Source organism: Alpinimonas psychrophila (assembly GCF_014137865.1).
Classification (GTDB): Bacteria; Actinomycetota; Actinomycetes; order Actinomycetales; family Microbacteriaceae; genus Alpinimonas; species Alpinimonas psychrophila.
This window is the reverse complement of sequence record NZ_JACGWU010000003.1, coordinates 212773-233430: the sequence shown is the minus strand read 5'-3', so window position 1 is coordinate 233430 and position 20658 is coordinate 212773. Positions and strand designations below refer to the sequence as shown.

Sequence of the window (20658 nt, the reverse complement as noted above, 5' to 3'; positions counted from 1 at the left end):
CAATTGCAGAGTCTTCGGGGCACCACCGGCGCGGAGATCAAACGTGGTGACCAGACCGCTTTCCGCACTCACTGCCGCGATCAGCCCCTCCGTTGTCGCCGCGAGGACGGAGTTTTTTCCCACCGAGAAAGCTGGGGGGCCGGAAGCGTCAAAGCTGGCAAGGCTCGCCAGCGGAACGAGCCACACATCGCCGGATGTCGGAGCATGCAACACGATGGTGGTAGGCGTCAAAACAGCGACAGTAACGGCCGGCGGAAGTGGCATACTGTCGGAAATCTGCCCCGAAGCTTGGTCGATCTTCTCCAGCGCTCGTTTGGTGTCATTGACGACGAAGGCGTTATCCCCGTCTTGAATCAGATCCACCCGCGCCGACTCTGTCGAGAGCACCGTGTTGAGTTCGTTGATGTGAGTGTTGGCCCGACCGATAGCAAGTTTGGCACCGCTGCTCACCCAGACAGCGCCATCGCCGAGCTCAATACGCTGCGCTTGATACCCGGTCGAGGCGACGGCGCCCCCCACGACCAATCCCACGACGGCCAGAGTCGCGACCCAAGAAACGAGTGCCCGACGGGATTTCTTTGTGTTCCATAACGATGACACCCACGTGCGAATCATGGCGAGGAAACGCGATCTACGGTGGTCTTCTTGCGTCGCCACCAGGGTGTCGGAACGGTAAGGAGGGAGGAAAGCTCCGTGCGGTCCTCGGGCGGCCCCACCAAACCACCGCTCCACGCATCTCCGACGACGTCGATGGGCGTCTGAGCGAGCCCTAACTCAGATTCAATGGCTTGTAGTTGCCTGGCAAACTCCATGGCTGAGTGGGGTCGATCATCCGTTCGTCGACTCATGGTTGCGGCCAACAAAGACTCGAGACTTGCCGGCACATCGGGCCGACCGAGAGGAGATATTTTTCCCTTCAGGATGCGTCCGGCGAGGTGCCCCGGGGAGTTCTCTTTTCCGACGACTTCGAAGGGACTGCGACCGGCCAAAAGTGAGTATACCGTGGCCCCAAGGGAGAAGATCTCGCTGGCGATCGTTCCCGTGGTTTCTTGGCGAATCACTTCGGGAGCAGACCAGGGCACGCTGAGCCCGACAGCCGTGGAGGAGTCACCAGCGGCGAGCGATGCTGCGATCCCAAAGTCGCTGAGCACAGGATGTCCGTAGGCCGTGAGCAAAATATTGCCGGGTTTGATGTCGCGGTGCAGAACGTTGGCACGGTGAGCTGTCTCAAGGGCTGCCGCGACGCGAATGCCCGTTCGAAGCACTTCGGCCACGGGTATCCGTTCGCTACGAAAACGATCCCCCAGCCCCGTGGGACACAGCTCAGTGACCAAGTAGGGGCGCCCATCGGAGCTGATGCTGGCCTCGAAGACGGTCAGAATGGCGGGATGCGTGCTGAGCTGCGCCATCAACTGCGCCTCGGCTTGGAACATGTTGCGCACCCGTGGGTTCACCACCTCAGGCAGCAAGACTTTGATGGCGACCTGGCGGCGGGGCAAGTTTTGTTCGTACAAAAAAACATCGGCAAAACCGCCCGAGCCAACGGCTCGAACAAAGGTAAATCCAGGCAAAACAGGTGGATTTGAGGGTAGACGTCGCACCATGCCTCCTAGTTTAGGCAGGTCTTCCCGAGTAACCCGTGAGTACACACAAGGACCTGTGGATAGGCTGCTATTGAGCCGTCGGTTGGCTGACACCGAGGACGTCGATGATGACGACGGTCACGTTGTCCCGGCCGCTGTTGGCCAGGGCCGCCTTCGTCAAATCTGCCACGGCGTCTTCGGCTGTGGCAGCCGTTCGCATGAAGTGTTCGATTCCCACGTCGGTGAGCTCCTTCGTTAACCCGTCCGAGCACAGGAGTAGGCGCATTCCAGCGACAACCGGCAACGAAACGTAGTCGGGGAGAGGTTCTTCGGCGATGCCGACGGCCCGCGTGATGACGTTGGAGTGCGGGTGGTAGTCGGCTTCCTCGCGGGTAATTTGCCCGGCGTCCACGAGTTGCTGAACGACGGAGTGGTCTACTGTCACCTGCGAGAAGTCATCGTTGATCAGAGCGTAAACGCGTGAGTCCCCGATGTTGAAGGCGGCCCACTGCAGCTGGGTTTCTTCCTGGATGAGGGCAACCCCGGTCACGGTAGTTCCCGCTCCGCGCTGGTCTTCCGTGAGAGTGTCGCGCAGATCATTAACGGATTTGGCCAACGCCTCTTCTAACGCGTCAAGAGTTGCAAAGCCAGGGGCCTCGAGCTCGGCGAGGCGACGCACCACGGCGTCACTAGCCACGTCGCCGGCGCTGTGCCCCCCCATGCCATCGGCAACGGCAAAAACGGGGGAACCAACACTAAAGCTGTCCTCATTCGCGGCCCGATGGTTGCCGACTTCTGTCGCGGCGGCCCACGAAAGTGTGACGAGCGCACCGGATGCGGGGTCCTTGATGATGAAGCCGGTCGAGTTGGCACCGATTGCAGTCACAACGAACGCTCCAAAGTTAGCTAGCGAGCAATGTCATTGCTGGCGTCGCGAGTGGTCTCGCGCATGACGTCAATTCTATTACCGTCTCCAATGTCGACGACGGCACCCTCACCTATGGCCATGGAATCTCCCGGAGCCAGTTGGCGGCTCACTCCGCTGGCTAACGTGACACGAGTTCCATTTGTTGACCGCAGATCGGTCACGACAACCACCCCGCCAATCTGGCGTAGCTCGACATGGGTGGTGGACACCCGCCCTTCCCGCGAGGGAAGACTCACCAACTGCACGACGTCGCCCCCCGGTATCCGAGCGACCCGCGGAGCCCGTCCAAAGACAACAGCTGTAGAAAGCGAATACCGTTCTCCCGTCACCGTTCGCAGAAAAAAGACCACCGTGGAGCGCGGAATGTGAGGGGCCTCGGCCGCGCCATCCGTGATGCGACGTCTGAGTTCCGGGCTCGCAACAGGCTCGGGAACGGTCATGATGGTGTCATCCACAGAAATCACGGTTTGATCTTCGGCGATGACCGTTTCTTCCGCCGAAATCACCGTGTCCTCGCCACGCTCGTGTTTGCCACCCATGTCAACAAATTTACTCGCCGATGAAGCTCATTACATGTTTGAGACGCGTGTAGTCCTCAAATCCGTACGAGGAAAGATCCTTTCCGTACCCCGAGTGCTTGAAACCACCGTGCGGCATTTCGGCCACAATCGGGATGTGGGTGTTAATCCACACACACCCAAAGTCCAGGCGCTTGGCCATGCGCATCGCGCGCCCGTGGTTCTGCGTCCACACCGAAGAAGCGAGGGCAAAGTCGACATCGTTGGCCCACAGAAGTGCCTCGGCTTCGGTTGTGAACTTTTGCACCGTCATGACTGGTCCAAAAATTTCATTCTGGATGACCTCATCCGTTTGCTTCAATCCAGACACAATCGTTGCCTCATGGAAGTAACCGGCGTCACCGATGGCATGACCGCCGAGCTCAATGGTGGCGTTATCGGGAAGACGCTCGATGAAGCCCGTCACCTGCGCGAGCTGGTTCACGTTGTTGACCGGGCCGAAGAGGTTGCCCGGGGTTGACGGCATCCCCGTGATGGCGTGGGCAGCAGCGTAGGCGACCAGGGCTGCAAGAAACTCATCGTAGACACCCTCTTGCACGATCAGGCGCGTGGCGGCCGTGCAGTCTTGGCCGGCGTTAAAGAAGCCGGCAGCGACAATGCCTTCGACGGCGAGCGCGACATCCGCGTCATCAAAAACGATGACGGGAGCCTTGCCACCGAGCTCAAGGTGAACGCGCTTGAGATCAAGAGCAGCCGTCTTCGCAACCTCCATGCCGGCGCGCACACTGCCGGTGATGGCAACCATCGACGGAATCTTGTTTTCGATCATCGCGCGACCGGTGTCGCGGTTACCGGTGACGACATTGAAAACGCCCGCGGGCAAAAATTCGGCGGCAACCTCCGCGAGCAACAGTGTGGATGCGGGAGTGGTGTCCGAGGGCTTCAACACAATCGTGTTTCCCGCGGCGAGCGCCGGGGCGAACTTCCACACGGCCATGTTCAGCGGGTAGTTCCACGGCGTCACCTGCCCAATAACCCCAATGGGCTCGCGGCGAATCATGGAGGTGTGATCTTTGAGATACTCCCCGGCGGATTTGCCCTCGAGGTTGCGGGCGGCGCCAGCAAAGAAACGAATCTGGTCAACCGACGGCATGATCTCGTATTCGACGAGCGTGTCGCGCGGTTTTCCAGTATCCCGAGATTCAACGTCAGCGAACTCCTCTGCGCGGGCTTCCATCGCATCCGCGATGCGGAACAGGGCTAGCTGACGCTCGCTCGGGGTTGATTCCCCCCATGTCTCAAACGCGGTAGCCGCGGCACCGTAGGCACCAGCGACATCGACCGCGGAGGAAACAGGGCTACTGGCATACCCCTGAGCCGTCGAGGGATCGATGATCTCTAGCCGCTCGTCGCCTGTTGATTCGACGTAGGCGCCGTTGATAAAGTTTTTCAGTTCGTGAATGCTCATGGGTGCCCTGCTCCTTGGTTTTTACCTATCTTAGAACCTCACTTCCTCTGCGTCCGGGGGAATATGCCCTTGATTTCGTAGATTTATCTCCAAAAATGTGCGGTTTCACTTGATTTGGACCATTTCTACTGCGAGAATCGACATATGAATCCCAAGACCCGTGCTGCCGTGCACCTTGATGACGTCTCCAAGGCGATCATCGAGCAGTTGCAGGCCGATGGTCGGCGCTCCTACGCCGAAATTGGCAAGGCCGTCGGGCTCTCCGAAGCGGCCGTGCGCCAACGCGTGCAGAAGCTGACAGACACCGGTGTGATGCAAATTGTTGCCGTCACCGATCCAATGCAGTTGGGGTTTTTCCGTCAAGCCATGATTGGGCTTCGCTGCACTGGCGACACCCGGCTCATTGCCGACAAATTGGCTGCCATGCCCGCGGTCGACTACGTGGTTCTTACCGCCGGGTCGTTCGACATCATGGCTGAAGTTGTCTGCGAGTCAGATGAAGATCTTATTACTCTTCTGAACTCGGAGATCCGCAGTCTTGAGGGCGTCGTCTCAACCGAGACGTTCGTCTATCTCAAGCTTCATAAACAGTTGTATAACTGGGGAACGCGATAGGACTCGATATACATGGCTCTATTTAAACCAAAAGCTGGCGAGAAGGCCACCGAGACGCACGCCACACAGAGTGAGCATGTCGTTGCCGATACGCACGTAACGGCTCCCGTTGCGTTGGACCCCATCTCCGACACCCACGACGACTCCCCCGGTATCGGTGACTCCGGCGTCAACGCACTGGGTTTCGATAACGCAGACCTTCAGAAGAAGGCCAAAGATCACCTCTGGATGCACTTTGCGCGCCAGTCGGTCATGGAGGAGCATGGTGTTCCCGTCATCGTCAAGGGCGAGGGTCACCACATCTTTGACTCCCACGGCAAGAAGTACATCGATGGCCTTTCTGGCCTCTTCGTTGTCAATGCTGGCCACGGCCGCAAGCGCCTGGCTGCTGCTGCTGCCAAGCAGGCCGAAGAGCTCGCATTCTTCCCCATCTGGTCGTACGCGCATCCGGCCGCCATTGAACTGGCCGACCGCCTTGCCGATTTGGCTCCCGGAGACCTGAACCGCGTCTTCTTCTCCACCGGTGGTGGCGAGGCTGTTGAGACAGCGTTTAAGCTAGCCAAGCAGTACTGGAAGCTCATGGGCAAGCCCATGAAGACGAAGGTCATCTCCCGCGCGGTTGCGTACCATGGCACCCCTCAGGGCGCTTTGGCCATCACGGGCCTTCCCGGCATGAAGCAGATGTTTGAGCCTCTGGTTCCCGGTGGTTTCCGCGTTCCCAACACGAACTTCTACCGCGCTCCTGAGCACGGCGATGACCTCGAGGCCTTCGGCCAGTGGGCAGCGAACCGCATCGAAGAAATGATTGAGTTCGAGGGCCCCGATACCGTTGCGGCCGTCTTCCTCGAGCCCGTGCAGAACTCCGGTGGAGCCTTCCCGCCCCCTCCCGGATACTTCCAGCGTGTGCGCGAGATTTGCGACAAGCACGACGTGCTTCTCGTGAGCGATGAAGTAATCTGTGCGTTTGGGCGCATCGGAAACTACTTCGCGTGCGACACGTACAACTACGTGCCCGACATGATCACGTGTGCCAAGGCCATGACCAGCGGTTACTCGCCCATTGGTGCCACGATCATTAGCGACCGCGTCTACGAGCCCTTCAAACACGGTCACGTCTCCTTCCCCCACGGTTACACCTTCGCGGGTCACCCCGTGTCGGCCGCCGTGGCCCTGGAGAACCTCAACATCTTCGAGGAGGAGAAGCTCAACGAGAACGTTCGCACGAACTCTCCCCTGTTCCGTGCCGAACTCGAGAAGCTGAAGAGCATCCCCATCGTCGGCGACGTTCGTGGCGATGGATATTTCTTCGCCATCGAGCTCGTCAAGGATAAGAAGACCAAGGAAACCTTCAACGACGAAGAGGCCGAGCGCTTGCTCCGTGGCTTCCTCTCGAAGGCCCTCTACGAAGCAGGACTGTACTGCCGAGCAGATGACCGCGGAGACCCTGTTGTACAGCTCGCACCACCGCTGACCATTGGGCCCAAGGAGTTCGCCGAAATCCGTCAGATTCTGGATGGCGTTCTCACAGAGGGTTCCAACCTCCTGTAGGTCCTCTCCTCAACAGAGATTCACATTTCACCAACAGAGGGTGTCGCCAATATTCTTGGTGATACCCTCTGTTTTTTCTTTAGATTGAACTCATGACGAAAACACTTCACACCGTTGCCGCCACTTCTGCGGCCAATCCTGTCGCTGGGCTCACTTTTGCCACCATTGACAGCCCCCTCGGGCGTATCGAGCTGGAGAGTAATGGTCACGCTCTCACGTGGCTGAGTATCGAGGGCGATGAGAACTCCGCGCACGGCACGCTTCGCTACGGTGGCGCGAATGGCACTAGTGGCAATGCGGCCAATGCTCCGGATGCGGTCCTCGCGCAGGCCATCGCCGAGCTGGGCGAGTACTTCGCAGGAGAGCGTCGCGAGTTCACGGTTCCCGTCGAGCTTTCGGGCACTCCCTTTCAGCAATCCGTTTGGGCTCAGCTTCAGGGCATTGGCTGGGGCGAGCACCTCTCCTATGCCGACATCGCCGAAGCCATTGGCAAGCCCGGCGCCTTCCGTGCCGTGGGAGGCGCCGTCGGCGCGAACCCCGTTCCCCTCATCGTTGGCTGCCACCGCGTGCTGGCCCGCGACGGCCGCATCACGGGCTACAGCGGCGGTCGCGGCATCATTACCAAACAGTACTTGCTCACCCTCGAGGGAATTGAGTCTCGGTAATGCCGCTCAACTACGTGTCGATTGTGACCGGGGAGGACGGACTCGATCGCTGCGGCTGGGTTGGTAAAGACGCCGAGTACCGGCGCTACCACGACGAAGAATGGGGCGTTCCCGTTCGGGACGACCAGCTACTGTTTGAACACCTGTGCCTTGAGGGCTTTCAGGCTGGCCTCAGTTGGATTACGATCCTGAAGCGTCGCCCGGGTTTTCGTTCGGCGTTTGCCGGGTTCGATATCGCCGCCGTCGCTGCCATGACCGAGGTTGACGTCGAGCGCCTCATGCTGGATACCGGCATCATTCGCAATCGCCTGAAGATCAACGCCACCATTGAGAACGCGCGCATCACGCTCGGTCTCGTCGCTGACTCTCCCGGCGCCCTCACCGATATCATCTGGAGTCACCAGCCGACTCCTGGTCGCGCTCGTTGTCCCGTCATGAACGACGTGCCCGACATCACCCCCGAGTCCGAGGCCCTCAGTAAAACTCTGCGAAAACTTGGGCTTCGTTTTGTCGGCCCCACCACGATGTACGCGCTCATGCAGTCCGCCGGCCTCGTCGACGACCACGTCGTTGGGTGCCATCGAGCAATCTAGCGACACTGGCCTCGGAATTTGCCGCTCTTGCCCGTTGTTCCCGGACGCTTCGTCGAAATACCACCAGATCCGGGTTGTCACGACGCGGGTCCAAGCGGTCAATGCAACACCTGAGAATTGAAGGGTGTTGATTGATATCGCGGATCCATATTCTGAGCGGATGCTCGGAAACGTTGTCCACAAGTTATGGGACTTGAAACAGGCCGGGCTTTCAGCTGAAGACATAGGTCCTCTTATCGGTTGGAATGCCTCGACCGTGCGCAAACACGTGAAGGAGAACGGTGGCATGCGCCCCCGATGGGGGCGCAATCTGAAGGGCCGATCTTTGACGATGGGAGAACGCCAAACGATTTTGGCGTTGCACGCGACGCAGGGCATTCGAGCGATTGCCCGCGAGTTGGGTCGTTCACCGTCAACGGTCTCGCGGGAGTTGAAGCGACACGCTGCCGCGTATTCCAGTCGTCGGGCAACAACGGCTCATGCGCGGGCTTTCGAGAATGCTCGGCGTCCCAAGGTCGCTAAGCTCACCACGAATGAAGCTCTCCGTGAACGCGTTCAGGCGGACTTGAAACAATGTTTCTCCCCGGAGCAGATCTCTGGCCGCCTGCGACGAGACTTCCCAAACGATGCGGAGATGCAGGTGTCACACGAAACGATTTACCAATCCTTGTATTTACTGGCCCGCGGGGGCCTTAAACGCGAGCTGGTAACCCAGTTGCGAACGGGGCGGACCACGCGTCAACCCAATAGGCGACCGGGCGAGCGTCGAGGAAAAATCCCGGACATGATCATGATTGTTGACCGCCCGCCTGAAGCCGCTGATCGGGCTGTTCCCGGGCATTGGGAAGGCGATCTCATCGTTGGCAAAGACATGAAGAGTGCTATCGGCACCGTCGTTGAACGTCGCTCCGGCTCTGTGATCCTTGTTCATCTACCCCCGGGCCAAAACCGGGTTGAATCCGTCCGTGACGGGCTTATCGAAAAGATGGGTGCTCTCCCTGATCAGATACGGCGCACCCTGACCTGGGACCAAGGAAAAGAAATGCACCGCCACAAGGAAGTCAGTATCGCCGCCGATATCGATATCTACTTCTGTGACCCTCACTCGCCTTGGCAGCGCCCTACGAACGAAAACACTAACGGGTTACTTCGACAATATTTTCCCAAGGGCACTGACCTGAATATTTATTCTCAGGATGACCTTGACCGTGTTGCTTTTGAAATGAACGAACGCCCCCGCAAACGATTGGACTTCGCAACCCCGAATGAGATGATGACGGAACTACTGTTGCGCTGACCGCAAGAATCCGCCCGAGAAGAAGTCGGACAACGTGCAATCTCGGCGGCGAGGTTGCTGACGAAGTCAGATTTCGTGGTGACTCGGCAGGCGTGGGCTGCGGCTTGGAGTCCGTCGTGACGGTTAGTTCGACCGAAACTAGAGGGCGCCGGAAACTAGAGCAGTCCAGAAACCACAAGATTCAGCTCGCCGGGTTTTGCTGGACTCTTGCCCGCGGCGGGCACCCCGGGAAGACCAAGCTCTAGGATGACTCCCGCGGTGGCCGCCCAAACGAACAGTTCCTCAAGCGAAGAGATCCCTGCGGTGACGGCCGCATCGATGGCAAGGGTCCGGAGAAACTCGCCCTTTCCCTTCTTGTTGAAGTGGTTGAGCGCACGAACGGCGCCGTCGGCACCGCGGGTCACGACCCTCACGTAGAACACGTTGCCGACCGCGGGTAGCGGTGCGAGATCTGCGTAGCCTTCTGACCGCAGATCGAGCACGAGGTGGCGGCCAGAGCGAACACCGATCGCCTCGCTGAGGGCCTTGCCCGCGGGCACCGCCCAGACCTTCTTCAACGGGCTACCTTCAAGTTTGGGCAGGCGCGAGTCGAAAGACAGGCGGTAGGCCGGGATCATGTCAAGGCCACCAATTGGGCCCAGTAGCGCCGACTGAATGAAGGTGTGGGACCCGAGAAATGCTCGGCTGGCATGCGGAAGAGTCCCCGCGCCGAGCGCCTCAAAGAGCACCCCGGTGTAACGGTCAATTGCGGGCATCGTGGGCGACGTCATCAGTGTGCGATTACGCTCAACCTCAAACATTTGTTTCGCGCTGAGCTTCAGCACCTTTGCCGATTCCGTGGGATGCTTTGCCAGCGCCACGGTTGCCGAGAGAATCCGCTTGCGGGTGCCGGTGAGGGCGGAGGAAAAGCTGAGCGTCGCCAAGTCCAAGGGCGCACCCTCTCCCCCGTCACGCTTTGTTTCGGAAGGTGGCAGCAGAATTAGCATGGTGTCTCCGAAGGTGGCAGCAGAATCAGCATGGGGGCTCCTGGTTAAGCGCGAATGCCCGCGGACCACGAGAAGACGTGATTGCGGGCATCCGTTATGAAATGTTGTGGTGTTAGGAAACAAGCTCCGCGGCCGACGCAACAACCTGAACGGTGTTGTGCTCTACGGAGAGGAATCCCCCTTCGGCGTTGGCAACGATTTTGCTGCCATCCGCCAGCGTTACGCGAACTTCACCACTGGCCAAGATCGCCAGCATGGGCTGGTGGCCGGGAAGGATTCCAATCTCGCCCTCGGTGGTTTTGGCAACGACCATATTGGCCGAGCCTGACCACACTTCTCTGTCGGCAGCGACAACGCTGACCTGCAGTAGGGGGCTTGCCATGGTTAGCCGTTCTCCTTCTGGATGCGTGCCCACTGCTCTTCGACGTCGGAAATGCTACCAACGTTGAAGAAGGCCTGCTCAGCCACGTGGTCGAATTCACCCTTGGCGATAGCGTCGAAGGATTCGATGGTGTCCTTGAGGGGAACCGTCGAGCCTTCAACACCGGTGAACTTCTTCGCCATGTAGGTGTTCTGCGAAAGGAACTGCTGAATGCGACGAGCGCGCGAAACAGTGATCTTGTCTTCTTCAGAGAGCTCGTCAACACCGAGGATCGCGATGATCTCCTGGAGTTCCTTGTTCTTCTGGAGGATGGCCTTCACCGTGGTGGCAACGCGGTAGTGGTCCTGGCCTAAGTACCGCGGGTCCATGATGCGGCTGGTGGAGGTGAGGGGGTCAACGGCCGGATACAGACCCTTCGATGCGATTTCACGAGAAAGCTCGGTCGTTGCATCGAGGTGGGCGAAGGTCGTTGCGGGTGCGGGGTCGGTGTAGTCATCTGCAGGCACGTAGATGGCCTGAAGCGACGTGATCGAGTGACCGCGGGTCGAGGTGATGCGCTCCTGGAGGATACCCATCTCGTCGGCAAGGTTGGGCTGGTAACCCACAGCGGAAGGCATGCGGCCCAGAAGGGTCGACACCTCGGATCCGGCCTGCGTAAAGCGGAAGATGTTGTCAATGAAGAGCAGAACGTCCTGCTTCTGCACGTCGCGGAAATACTCCGCCATCGTGAGAGCAGAAAGTGCTACGCGTAGACGCGTTCCGGGTGGCTCATCCATCTGGCCGAAGACAAGGGCGGTCTTGTCAAAGACGCCTGCCTCTTCCATCTCCATGATGAGGTCGTTACCCTCACGGGTACGCTCACCGACGCCAGCGAATACCGACACACCACCGTGGTTGAGAGCCACACGCTGAATCATTTCTTGAATCAGAACGGTCTTGCCCACGCCGGCACCACCGAAGAGACCAATTTTTCCACCCTGAACGTAGGGGGTCAGAAGGTCGATGACCTTGATACCAGTTTCGAACAACTGAGTCTTGGACTCCAGCTGGTCGAATGCGGGTGGCTTGCGGTGGATTGGCCAGCGCTCCGTGATCTCGAAGGTTTCGCCATCTTTACCGTTGAGGATGTCACCGGTGACGTTGAAAACTTTGCCCTTGGTAATGTCACCAACGGGAACAGTGATGGGACCACCCGTGTCTCGAACCTCTTGGCCGCGAACGAGGCCGTCGGTGGGCTTCAGAGCGATGGCACGAACGAGGTCATCACCGAGGTGCTGAGCAACCTCGAGAACGAGCTTGCTCGTCACATCACCAATGGTGATGGTCGTCTCTAGAGCGTTGTAAATTCCCGGAATCGAGTCGTGAGGGTACTCGATGTCGACGACGGGGCCGTTGACGCGGGCGATGCGGCCCACTGCGGTCTTGATTGCCGTTGCAGTCATGATCTTCTTCTCTCTTACCTTGGTTCGTGAAGTATTTACTTGGCGGAGGACAGGGCGTCTGCCCCACCAACAATTTCGGAAATCTGTTGCGTGATCTCGGACTGGCGAGCGTTGTTCGACAATCTGGTGAAGTCACGGATGAGCGTGTCTGCGTTGTCGCTGGCCGACTTCATTGCACGCTGGCGGCTGGCATGCTCGGACGCCGCTGACTGCAACATGGCGTTGAAAATACGGCTCTCGATGTACACGGGGAGCAGTGCATCCAGAACGGCTTCGGCTTCGGGCTCAAATTCGTAGAGAGGCATAATCTCTGCGTCGCCGGGAGCTTCGACACCCTCGACTACCTCGAGAGGCAGCAAACGGATGACTTCGGGAACCTGGTTCACCATGTTCACGAAACGGTTGAAGACAACGTGAATTTCGTCTACTCCACCGTCTTTGGCATCCCGAAGGAATACTTCGAGAACGGCCTCGCCGATTTGCTTTGCGGTTTCGAACTCGGGAAGGTCGGTACCGCCAGCCCAAACCCGCTCGGCTGCCTGACGGCGGAAGGCGAAGAATGCATTTGCCTTACGACCGACGAGGAAGAAAACGACCTCTTTGCCCTGCTCGCGCAAAAGCTTGGCTAGTTGCTCAGATTCACGAAGAACGTTGGAGCTGAATGCTCCTGCCAGACCACGGTCAGAGGCGAACACGACGACAGCGGCACGCTCAATTTTCGCGGGCTCGGTGGTCAGGACGTGCGCAATGTTGGAATACGTTGCAACGGCCGAAACTGCCCGCGTTATGGCGCGCGAGTAGGGTGCGGATGCAGCGACTCGTGCCTGCGCTTTTTGAATGCGCGAGGCAGAAATCAGCTCCATTGCTCGCGTGATCTTCTTAGTCGTCTGGGCAGAACGAATCTTCTGCCGGTAGACCCGAAGTTGCGATCCCATGTCTCTCCTGTGGTTTCGTGTGAATAATCGTCAGGCAAGCGGCCGTGAGGCTACTTACGCTTCTTTACGACGATCTTTTCCTGGTTGACGTCTTCGACGGCGAGGGGAACAACGTGCTCTCCCGCAACCGAAGCAAGCTGGGTTCCTTCACCGGTCTGGAACTCGAGCTTGAAGCTCACAATTCCTGCTTCCAGCGCCGAAACCGTAGCGTCATCAAGAACGTTGGTGTCGCGCAACGTGGTGAGAACCTTGGTGTTGCGACGCAGGTAGTCCAGGAACTCACCCTCGAAACGCAGGATGTCGGCAACAGGAACCTCGTCGAGCCTGCCCGTGGTACCGGCCCAGATGGAGACAACCTGGTCCTCAACCGGGAACGGCGTGTACTGAGGCTGCTTGAGAAGCTCGGTAAGACGTGCACCACGTGCCAGCTGACGACGGCTGGTCGCGTCAAGGTCCGAGGCAAACATTGCGAAAGCTTCGAGCGAGCGGTACTGCGCCAGTTCGAGCTTCAAGGTTCCGGAGACCTTCTTGATGCTCTTGACCTGAGCGTCACCACCCACACGAGAGACGGAGATACCGACGTCGACCGCGGGGCGCTGGTTAGCGTTGAAGAGGTCGGACTGCAGGAAGATCTGGCCGTCGGTGATCGAGATCACGTTGGTGGGGATGTACGCCGAAACGTCGTTTGCCTTGGTCTCGATGATGGGAAGACCCGTCATCGAGCCGGCACCGAGCGCATCGGAGAGCTTTGCACAACGCTCCAGAAGACGGGAGTGTAGGTAGAAGACGTCCCCGGGGTACGCCTCGCGTCCTGGTGGGCGACGAAGAAGCAATGAGACCGAACGGTACGCCTCGGCCTGCTTGGAGAGGTCATCGAAGATGATGAGAACGTGCTTGCCGGCGTACATCCAGTGCTGGCCAATGGCGCTACCGGTGTAGGGAGCAAGGTACTTGAAGCCGGCCGGGTCCGAGGCGGGAGCCGCAACGATTGTCGTGTACTCCATTGCTCCGGCATCTTCGAGGGCGCCCTTGACGGCAGCAATCGTTGAACCCTTTTGGCCGATGGCAACGTAGATGCAGCGAACTTGCTTGTTGGTGTCGCCCGACTCCCAGTTGGCCTTCTGGTTAATTATGGTGTCGATCGCGATGGCGGTTTTCCCCGTCTGGCGGTCACCAATGATGAGCTGACGCTGGCCGCGACCGATGGGGATCATGGCGTCGATGGCCTTGATGCCGGTCTGCATGGGCTCGTGAACGGACTTGCGGTCCATTACGCCGGGAGCCTGAAGCTCGAGTGCGCGACGGCCTTCAGTGGCGATATCGCCCAAACCGTCGATGGGAGCACCGAGGGGGTCGACAACGCGGCCAAGGTATCCCTCGCCGACGGGAACGGAGAGAACCTCACCCGTTCGCGTTACTTCCAGTCCTTCGACAATGCCGGCGAACTCGCCAAGCACGACGACACCGATCTCGTTCTCGTCAAGGTTCAAGGCCAAGCCAAACGTGCCATCAGCGAAGCGGATGAGCTCGTTCGCCATGACGCCCGGCAGGCCGCGCACGTGAGCGATACCGTCAGCGGCATCAATAACGTAGCCAACCTCGGTCTTCGAAGCCGCGTCGGGCTTGTACGAGGAAACGAAGTCCTTGAGAGCATCGCGGATCTCGTCCGGGCTGATCGTAAGTTCTGCCATTATGCGTTCCTATCTGAGTGGAGCCGAGTGGCTCCGATGGTGTGTGGGATGCCGGCGTTAGCCAGCGAACTGAAGTCGCAAATCGTTGATGCGAGAAGAAATGGAACCGTCAATCACGTCATCGCCGACCTGCACACGCAGGCCACCAATGATGCTGGGGTCAATCTCAATGTTGAGTCGCAGTTCGCGACCGTACATCTTGGTCAAGCTTTTTGTGAGGCTGTCTAACTGCGAAGCCGCAATCGGGGCAGCGCTGGTAACCGTGGCAATTGTTTGACCGCTCTGGTCAGCCACAACGGATGCAGCATGAGCTAAGAGAGCGCCAACGCGACGGCCCAGGGGTTGGCGAACGAGGGCACTCACAATGGCGATGGTCTGCTGTGATGCCTTACCTCCGAGAAGAGACGCAATGAGCGTCCCCTTAGCGGAAGAATCTCCGAGCTTGGTTCCCAACGCCAGTTCCAATTCGTTGTCGCTGGCGACAACGCGGGAAAAGGCAAAGAGCTCCGCGTCAATAGAGAGTGCTGCGGGAGCCGAAAGCGCCGTCACCCGTAACGCAAGATCCTCAATCCCCATGAGGAGGTCATCTTGAGATGACCATTCACTGGCGACGACGGCCAGAAGGAGTTCGGTTGCACCCTTGCCCAGCTTGGTGCCAAAGACTTTGCCGAGGAGGCCTTGCTTTGCCGAAACGTTAATTGCGGGATCGGCAAGCATGGCGCGCAACTGAGAGGACTCGGCAATAACTCGCCCGGCAGCAAACAATTGCTCTGCCGTGGCGAGGTCGACCGTGTTACCCAAAGATGCCAAAGCGGCCTTTGTGCCGGTCGATGCTTGCCTCGTTGCGCTTCCCATTACTTAGCCGCCTTCTCCGACGACTCGAGGTCGGCAAGGAAACGGTCAACAAGCGCCTTCGACTTTGCGTCGTCGGTGAGTGCCTGACCGATGACGCCGGTAGCCAAGTCGAGAGCAAGCGAACCCACCTCGCCACGCAAAGAAACGAGAGCGGACTGACGCTCGGCCTCGATCTGGGCGTGAGCCGTCTGGGTGATGCGCAAAGCCTCAGTCGTGGCGACGTCTTTAGCGTCGGTCACAATCTTTTGACCGTCAACGCGAGCAACCTCGCGAATTTTGCCAGCTTCCGCACGAGCTTCAGCAAGCTGAGCGGTGTACTGAGCCAATGCGGCCTCAGCTTCACGCTGAGCAACGTCAGCCTTCTCAATGTTGCCTTCGATGGCAGCCGAGCGTGCTTCGAGCAGGGCTGAAACGTTCGGCAAAATCTTCTTCCAGAAGAAGACGAGGATGATGGCGAACACCACCGTCGACCAGATCATGTCGTACGGCGCGGGAACCAGTGGGTTCACTGATTCAGCCGCCGTGCTGGCCGCAAATATTGCGTGAAGCATGATGCCTCCGAGTCGAACGCGAAAAGGGGACTATTTAGTGAAGATGAAGTACGTTGCGATACCGATGAAGGCAAGAGCCTCGGTGAACGCGATACCCAAGTACATGAGAACCTGAAGACGGCCAGCAAGTTCAGGCTGGCGCGCGACGGATTCGATCGTCTTTCCTACGACGATACCCACGCCAATGGCGGGACCAATCGCAGCAAGGCCGTAGCCGACGGTGGCGATGTTGCCGTTAATTTCGGCGAGAACCGATGTTGCGTCCACGAGTGTTTCCTTCCGTGTTGGCGAGAATGGCGGTTGCCAGTCTCGTTAGTGTTCCTCAGCCAGCGCGAGCTGGATGTAGACAGTGGTGAGCAGTGTGAAAATGTAGGCCTGAAGTACAGAGACCACAATTTCAAATGCGGTGAAAACGAATCCAAAAGCGAAGGTTCCGATTCCGAAGAAACGTGCCCATTCTGATCCCTCCAACGAAGCGCTGAAGAAGAAGAAGTCCGTTGCCGAGAAGCAGAGCACCAGGAGCAGGTGGCCGGCAACCATGTTCATCAGAAGACGAAGGGCCAGAGTAATCGGGCGCAGGATGAAGATGGAAAGGAATTCAATAGGCGTGACGATGAAGTAAATCGGCCAGGGAACTCCGGGGGGAAATAACGAAGACCTCAGGAACGTACCGGGGTGCTTCTTGAGGCCTGCATAGATGAAAGCGACGTAGGCAATCACTGCTAGCACGAGGGGGAAGCCGAAGGTTGAGCTCGCCGCGATGTTCAATCCGGGGATGATACCGGGCAGGTTGAACGCCAAAACGGTGAAGAAGATGGCGGTCAAGAGCGGCAGAAAGCGCTTGCCATCTTTCTTACCCAGGAGGTCTTCGGCGATGTTGACGCGAACGACATCCAAGCTCATCTCAACCAAGCTCTGAGCCTTGGTCGGGATGAGGCGCAAGTTGCGCGTTCCCAGCCAGAACAAAACAATGATGACGGCGGCGAGGAGGAAACGAATCAGAACGATTCGGTTCATCTCGAAGAGTGTCCCCGCGAAGAAGATCACAGGGGGGAAGAACTCGTTAATGGATGGCCCGGTGAAGCCGCCGCCCTCAGTGGACGTGACGACTAGCGAGGTTACAGCGTTTACTAGCAGCGCTATCTCCTGATTCGGGGCTTCGAGCATCAGCTCTTGCGACGACGAACAAATGGATCCACGTGAGATTCAGACCGGCTTGGCTACATTGTCGAAGCGCGTGCAGTTGAAACTCGTTGTTACCGTGGAATTACCTTTACTTTACAGGGTCATTGAGGTCTCAACTAATCCCCCCAGCGATTCCCGACTAGTGGAATCTGCTATCCGTTGGGGTCGCTGATGTAGGGCATCCGGGTCTTCATGACAACCACGACATCCACTACCAACGAGCCAATAACCCCAGCAATCAGGGCCAAAAAGAGTGACGTCGTGTTGATCCACGGCTGATCACGCAGAGCAACCGCGAGGATGAGAAACACCACAAACTTGAGCAACCAGGCACCCAAAACGATGGCAAAAAAAGCCACAATGTCATATTTAATGGCAATCAAAATGCTCAACGCGGTGATGCCTAGGAAAACCGCTGCCATCACGGCACCAATGACGACGCTGAGGGCTCCTATAGCACCGACACTCAACCATGCAACGCCGCCGCCGATAACGGCGATGGCAGCAGCATAGAGAAAACCGAAGACCAACGTGCGCTTCAAAATCGGTACGGAGCTCGGCTGGGGCTGTGAATTACTCACGGAATGTCCTTTTCGCTGGGAAGGGGGATGTCATCGGTAAACGTGTTACTGGCCGCATCAAGGGGATCGAACTCGGCAAAAACATCGTCACCGGGTGTTTCTTGAACCCTGTGTTCCCTTCGCTGACGGCGGGTCAGCGGCGCCAAGGTCAAGAACGTGCACAAAATCGTACCGACCACGAGGAAAATGACGGCGATGCCGTAGGGCTTGAGAATGAAGAAGAGCAGGAACCCCACGGACACAACGCCCGTCCACGAGTAGAGAATCAGGACGGCTTGCAGATGAGAGTGGCCCATGTCGAGGAGGCGGTGATGCAGATGTTGACGATCGGCGGTGAAGGGCGACTTGCCGGCGCGCAGACGGCGAAGCACCGCCAGAGTGAAGTCGGCCAAGGGCAGCAACAAAATGGCGAAGGGAAGGATGATCGGCAGGAAGGCCGGGAGAAGTTCTGAACGACTCAACGTGGCCGGATCAATCTGCCCCGTTACGGCAATGGCGCCTGTGGCCATCAAGAGTCCGATCAGCATCGACCCGGCATCGCCCATGAAGAGGCGAGCTCGGTGCCAATTGAAGGGCAGGAACCCGGCACATGCCCCGACAATGATGGCGGCGATGAGGGAGGCCAGGTTGAAGTAGTTGGACGGGCTCGTCTCGCGCGCCAGCAGGTAGCTGTAGATCAGAAAAACACCGTTGGAGATGAGGGCGACACCGGCGACCAAGCCGTCGAGACCGTCAATGAAGTTGACGGCGTTCATGACGAGAACGATCGTCAAGATCGTCAAGATGAACGACATCGCGGGCGACCCCACCGTGAGTCCACCGATCGGAAGAGACAGAATCTGCACGCCTTGCCATGCAACGAGGCCGGCAACGAGAAGTTGGGCAGCAAGTTTGATGGTCCAGTCGAGGTCCCAAATGTCGTCGGCGACCCCGACGATAACGATGAGGAATGCAGCCCCCAAGATGGCAAATGTGGGGCCCGGGTTGGCAAAAACTATCTCAAAGAACGGGAGTTGGCTGGCCACGAAAAATGCCGCAACAACTCCCAGGAACATCGCAATTCCGCCCAGCCGCGGTGTGGGCTTCGTGTGCACGTCACGCTCGCGAATTTTCGGATACAGACGGTACTTGTGACTCAGGCGGCGAATGATGAAGGAGAAACCGAAGGTGACAACGGCCGCAACCAGAGCCATCAGGATGAGCGTCAGCATCGCTTAGGCCTCGCTCACATCGGGGCTCGCAGGTGAAGCCCCAAGGATCTCGGTGGCCGGCTCAAGTAGGTCGCCGACAACGTCGCGCAGTGCCGCAGCCGAGATGACACCTTCCCGCAGAATGCGGATACCACCGGTACCGCGCGCCAATGCGGTCGCATCGATGATGGTGGAAGGTTCGCTCCCAACCTCGCCCCCGTTGAGGTACACGGCTACCGAATCGCCGAGTTGCTCGTGCGCGTTGGCCGCAGTGCGGGCCGCAGCAGCTCCCGTGAGATTCGCCGACGAGACGGCCAAGGGACCCGTCTCGGCCAGAAGTTCAAGTGCAATGGGGTTGTTTGGAACGCGGAGCGCAACAGTGCCGCGCGTCTCTCCTAGGTCCCAGGCGAGGGATGGCTGGGCATCCAAAATGATGGTGAGGCCGCCGGGCCAAAACTCCGCGGCCAACGCCCGAACGGCATCCGGCACTGAGGCAGCCAAGGCATCAAGGGTGGCCACGTTGGGAATGAGTACGGGAGGCGGTGCCTGACGGTCACGGCCCTTGGCGGCCAGAAGGCGTGCCACAGCTTCAATATTGAAGGCATCCGCGGCAATCCCATAGACCGTGTCGGTGGGCATCACAACGAGCTGCCCACGAACGATGGCTTGGCGCGCGAGACGCATACCGGTCAGGAGCTCGGCATTGACCGAGGTGTCGTAGATGGCATCCATAGCGATTGTCAGTTTACGGGAGCAACGACGCGACTACGGGCGGGTCGCGCTGGTGTAACGGTCACGCCCCAGAAGATCGCGGTGGGTAGCCGTAGCGCGCCAGCCATTCGTCATCAAAATATTGCGGATATCTTCGCCCTGCAACTCGCCGTGTTCCATCAGAAGAGCCCCCCCGGAACGGGCTAAACGCAGTCCCGTTTGCGAAACGAGGCGCACGATGTCGAGGCCATCTTCGCCGCCATAGAGTGCCAGATGGGGGTCGTGTAACTGAACCTCAGGATCGCGCGGAATAGCGTCGTTGGGAATGTAGGGCGGGTTGGAGACGACCACCGAGACAGTGCCGTTCAACTCGGGAAAAGCATCGGCCAAGTCACCCTGAATGAGCGTCGCGTTATCTGCGCCGAGGTTGACAAAGTTTTTGGTCGTCCAGGGCATGGCCTCGGGGCTTTTCTCGACCGCAAAGACGCGCGCATGCGGCACCTCCATGGCCATGGCCAAAGCGATTGCACCGCTGCCCGTGCCCAAATCCACGCCGATGGGCGACGGCTCGGCAAGAGACCGCAAGGCATCAATGGCCATTTGCGCGAGTTGCTCAGTTTCGGGGCGCGGCACGAAGACCCCTGGTCCCACCAGAAGCGTGAGGGAACGAAACCACGCCACGCCAAGGATGTGCTGGAGAGGTTCGCGAGCAGCCCGGCGGCTGGTGAGCGCGCGAATCAGGTGCGCGTTCTCGTCACTGACGAGATCGTTTAAGACGAGGCGAGCGTGAACTTCCCCCCGTCCTAGGCCCAGCACGTGCCCGATGAGGAGTTCGGCATCCACGTCAGAATCAGTTATGCCAGCAGCGGAAAGGGTCGCCATTACCTGTAAACGTACGGTGTCAAGGGCAAGTGAATTCGTCATAGTCGTCTCT

The 20658-nt window shown here is 58.7% G+C and carries 23 protein-coding genes; 5 read left to right on the top strand and 18 right to left on the bottom strand.

Going from position 1 to position 20658, the window contains the following annotated elements:
- The 5 genes from FB555_RS06925 to FB555_RS06905 all read right to left on the bottom strand — a co-directional run.
- Nucleotides 1–657, bottom strand: a 657-nt coding sequence (locus FB555_RS06925; protein ID WP_220475883.1) for an NHL repeat-containing protein, incomplete at its 3' end; no start/stop codon positions are given.
- Complete coding sequence (locus FB555_RS06920; protein WP_182484518.1) at nucleotides 612–1604, bottom strand: serine/threonine-protein kinase; 993 nt, start codon at nucleotides 1602–1604, stop codon at nucleotides 612–614. The genes FB555_RS06920 and FB555_RS06925, both read right to left, overlap by 46 nt.
- A gap of 67 nt (nucleotides 1605–1671) precedes the next feature.
- On the bottom strand, nucleotides 1672–2469 hold the full coding sequence (locus tag FB555_RS06915; protein WP_343046415.1) for a PP2C family protein-serine/threonine phosphatase: 798 nt from the start codon (nucleotides 2467–2469) through the stop codon (nucleotides 1672–1674).
- Nucleotides 2470–2489: 20 nt separating this feature from the next.
- Nucleotides 2490–3050: an FHA domain-containing protein gene (locus tag FB555_RS06910; protein WP_182484743.1), complete on the bottom strand. Its 561-nt coding sequence runs from the start codon at nucleotides 3048–3050 to the stop codon at nucleotides 2490–2492.
- Nucleotides 3051–3060: 10 nt separating this feature from the next.
- Complete coding sequence (locus tag FB555_RS06905) at nucleotides 3061–4497, bottom strand: aminobutyraldehyde dehydrogenase (RefSeq protein ID WP_182484742.1); 1437 nt, start codon at nucleotides 4495–4497, stop codon at nucleotides 3061–3063.
- Nucleotides 4498–4641: 144 nt separating this feature from the next.
- Here FB555_RS06905 and FB555_RS06900 point away from each other — a divergent pair, with 144 nt between their 5' ends.
- The 5 genes from FB555_RS06900 to FB555_RS06880 all read left to right on the top strand — a co-directional run bounded on the left by FB555_RS06900 (nucleotide 4642) and on the right by FB555_RS06880 (nucleotide 9215).
- Nucleotides 4642–5112, top strand: a complete 471-nt coding sequence (locus FB555_RS06900) for an Lrp/AsnC family transcriptional regulator (protein WP_182484741.1) — start codon at nucleotides 4642–4644, stop codon at nucleotides 5110–5112.
- Between the two features lie 177 nt (nucleotides 5113–5289).
- On the top strand, nucleotides 5290–6660 hold the full coding sequence (locus FB555_RS06895) for an aspartate aminotransferase family protein (protein WP_281362573.1): 1371 nt from the start codon (nucleotides 5290–5292) through the stop codon (nucleotides 6658–6660).
- A 92-nt stretch (nucleotides 6661–6752) separates the two neighbouring features.
- Entirely contained in the window at nucleotides 6753–7325 is a 573-nt protein-coding gene (locus FB555_RS06890; protein ID WP_182484739.1) for a methylated-DNA--[protein]-cysteine S-methyltransferase, read from the top strand.
- Nucleotides 7325–7918 carry a DNA-3-methyladenine glycosylase I gene (locus FB555_RS06885; RefSeq protein WP_182484738.1) on the top strand — a complete coding sequence of 198 codons (594 nt, stop codon included), beginning with the start codon at nucleotides 7325–7327 and terminating at the stop codon, nucleotides 7916–7918. The genes FB555_RS06890 and FB555_RS06885 overlap by 1 nt, the downstream gene beginning before the upstream one ends.
- Nucleotides 7919–8204: 286 nt before the next feature.
- Nucleotides 8205–9215 carry an IS30 family transposase gene (locus tag FB555_RS06880; RefSeq protein WP_182484242.1) on the top strand — a complete coding sequence of 337 codons (1011 nt, stop codon included), beginning with the start codon at nucleotides 8205–8207 and terminating at the stop codon, nucleotides 9213–9215.
- Nucleotides 9216–9370: 155 nt separating this feature from the next.
- Here FB555_RS06880 and FB555_RS06875 read toward each other — a convergent pair whose 3' ends face one another.
- The 13 genes from FB555_RS06875 to prmC all read right to left on the bottom strand — a co-directional run bounded on the left by FB555_RS06875 (nucleotide 9371) and on the right by prmC (nucleotide 20648).
- Nucleotides 9371–10201: a YaaA family protein gene (locus FB555_RS06875; RefSeq protein WP_182484737.1), complete on the bottom strand. Its 831-nt coding sequence runs from the start codon at nucleotides 10199–10201 to the stop codon at nucleotides 9371–9373.
- Between the two features lie 112 nt (nucleotides 10202–10313).
- Nucleotides 10314–10583, bottom strand: coding sequence for a F0F1 ATP synthase subunit epsilon (locus tag FB555_RS06870; RefSeq protein WP_182484736.1), 270 nt, complete (start codon nucleotides 10581–10583; stop codon nucleotides 10314–10316).
- Between the two features lie 2 nt (nucleotides 10584–10585).
- On the bottom strand, nucleotides 10586–12025 hold the full coding sequence (gene atpD, locus FB555_RS06865) for a F0F1 ATP synthase subunit beta (protein WP_182484735.1): 1440 nt from the start codon (nucleotides 12023–12025) through the stop codon (nucleotides 10586–10588).
- A 35-nt stretch (nucleotides 12026–12060) separates the two neighbouring features.
- On the bottom strand, nucleotides 12061–12960 hold the full coding sequence (locus tag FB555_RS06860) for a F0F1 ATP synthase subunit gamma (RefSeq protein WP_182484734.1): 900 nt from the start codon (nucleotides 12958–12960) through the stop codon (nucleotides 12061–12063).
- 50 nt (nucleotides 12961–13010) lie between these two features.
- Entirely contained in the window at nucleotides 13011–14651 is a 1641-nt protein-coding gene (gene atpA / locus FB555_RS06855; RefSeq protein ID WP_182484733.1) for a F0F1 ATP synthase subunit alpha, read from the bottom strand.
- A gap of 57 nt (nucleotides 14652–14708) precedes the next feature.
- Entirely contained in the window at nucleotides 14709–15506 is a 798-nt protein-coding gene (locus FB555_RS06850) for a F0F1 ATP synthase subunit delta (protein ID WP_182484732.1), read from the bottom strand.
- On the bottom strand, nucleotides 15506–16057 hold the full coding sequence (locus FB555_RS06845; protein WP_182484731.1) for a F0F1 ATP synthase subunit B: 552 nt from the start codon (nucleotides 16055–16057) through the stop codon (nucleotides 15506–15508). The genes FB555_RS06850 and FB555_RS06845 overlap by 1 nt, the downstream gene beginning before the upstream one ends.
- Before the next feature lie 30 nt (nucleotides 16058–16087).
- The gene (gene atpE / locus FB555_RS06840) at nucleotides 16088–16324 is read right to left on the bottom strand and encodes an ATP synthase F0 subunit C (RefSeq protein ID WP_182484730.1); all 237 of its coding nucleotides are present in this window, start codon (nucleotides 16322–16324) and stop codon (nucleotides 16088–16090) included.
- A 45-nt stretch (nucleotides 16325–16369) separates the two neighbouring features.
- On the bottom strand, nucleotides 16370–17224 hold the full coding sequence (gene atpB / locus FB555_RS06835) for a F0F1 ATP synthase subunit A (protein ID WP_182484729.1): 855 nt from the start codon (nucleotides 17222–17224) through the stop codon (nucleotides 16370–16372).
- A gap of 170 nt (nucleotides 17225–17394) precedes the next feature.
- On the bottom strand, nucleotides 17395–17823 hold the full coding sequence (locus FB555_RS06830) for a Cg1360 family ATP-synthase-associated protein (protein WP_182484728.1): 429 nt from the start codon (nucleotides 17821–17823) through the stop codon (nucleotides 17395–17397).
- Nucleotides 17820–19034 (bottom strand): MraY family glycosyltransferase, encoded by a 1215-nt coding sequence (locus FB555_RS06825; protein ID WP_182484727.1) that lies wholly within the window; start codon nucleotides 19032–19034, stop codon nucleotides 17820–17822. The genes FB555_RS06830 and FB555_RS06825 overlap by 4 nt, the downstream gene beginning before the upstream one ends.
- Before the next feature lie 3 nt (nucleotides 19035–19037).
- A complete protein-coding gene (locus tag FB555_RS06820) occupies nucleotides 19038–19745 on the bottom strand; it encodes an L-threonylcarbamoyladenylate synthase (protein WP_182484726.1) in 708 nt (235 codons plus the stop codon).
- 33 nt (nucleotides 19746–19778) lie between these two features.
- On the bottom strand, nucleotides 19779–20648 hold the full coding sequence (gene prmC / locus FB555_RS06815; RefSeq protein ID WP_182484725.1) for a peptide chain release factor N(5)-glutamine methyltransferase: 870 nt from the start codon (nucleotides 20646–20648) through the stop codon (nucleotides 19779–19781).
- Between the last annotated feature and the right edge of the window lie 10 nt (nucleotides 20649–20658).

Coding starts and splice junctions, on each gene's coding strand:
- FB555_RS06920 (WP_182484518.1), bottom strand. CDS start 1,604: ATGGTGCGACGTCTACCCTCAAATCCACCTGTTTTGCCTGGATTTACC.
- FB555_RS06910 (WP_182484743.1), bottom strand. CDS start 3,050: ATGGGTGGCAAACACGAGCGTGGCGAGGACACGGTGATTTCGGCGGAA.
- FB555_RS06905 (WP_182484742.1), bottom strand. CDS start 4,497: ATGAGCATTCACGAACTGAAAAACTTTATCAACGGCGCCTACGTCGAA.
- FB555_RS06900 (WP_182484741.1), top strand. CDS start 4,642: ATGAATCCCAAGACCCGTGCTGCCGTGCACCTTGATGACGTCTCCAAG.
- FB555_RS06890 (WP_182484739.1), top strand. CDS start 6,753: ATGACGAAAACACTTCACACCGTTGCCGCCACTTCTGCGGCCAATCCT.
- FB555_RS06885 (WP_182484738.1), top strand. CDS start 7,325: ATGCCGCTCAACTACGTGTCGATTGTGACCGGGGAGGACGGACTCGAT.
- FB555_RS06880 (WP_182484242.1), top strand. CDS start 8,205: ATGCGCCCCCGATGGGGGCGCAATCTGAAGGGCCGATCTTTGACGATG.
- FB555_RS06875 (WP_182484737.1), bottom strand. CDS start 10,201: ATGCTAATTCTGCTGCCACCTTCCGAAACAAAGCGTGACGGGGGAGAG.
- FB555_RS06870 (WP_182484736.1), bottom strand. CDS start 10,583: ATGGCAAGCCCCCTACTGCAGGTCAGCGTTGTCGCTGCCGACAGAGAA.
- atpD (WP_182484735.1), bottom strand. CDS start 12,025: ATGACTGCAACGGCAATCAAGACCGCAGTGGGCCGCATCGCCCGCGTC.
- FB555_RS06860 (WP_182484734.1), bottom strand. CDS start 12,960: ATGGGATCGCAACTTCGGGTCTACCGGCAGAAGATTCGTTCTGCCCAG.
- atpA (WP_182484733.1), bottom strand. CDS start 14,651: ATGGCAGAACTTACGATCAGCCCGGACGAGATCCGCGATGCTCTCAAG.
- FB555_RS06850 (WP_182484732.1), bottom strand. CDS start 15,506: ATGGGAAGCGCAACGAGGCAAGCATCGACCGGCACAAAGGCCGCTTTG.
- FB555_RS06845 (WP_182484731.1), bottom strand. CDS start 16,057: ATGCTTCACGCAATATTTGCGGCCAGCACGGCGGCTGAATCAGTGAAC.
- atpB (WP_182484729.1), bottom strand. CDS start 17,224: ATGCTCGAAGCCCCGAATCAGGAGATAGCGCTGCTAGTAAACGCTGTA.
- FB555_RS06825 (WP_182484727.1), bottom strand. CDS start 19,034: ATGCTGACGCTCATCCTGATGGCTCTGGTTGCGGCCGTTGTCACCTTC.
- FB555_RS06820 (WP_182484726.1), bottom strand. CDS start 19,745: ATGGATGCCATCTACGACACCTCGGTCAATGCCGAGCTCCTGACCGGT.
- prmC (WP_182484725.1), bottom strand. CDS start 20,648: ATGACGAATTCACTTGCCCTTGACACCGTACGTTTACAGGTAATGGCG.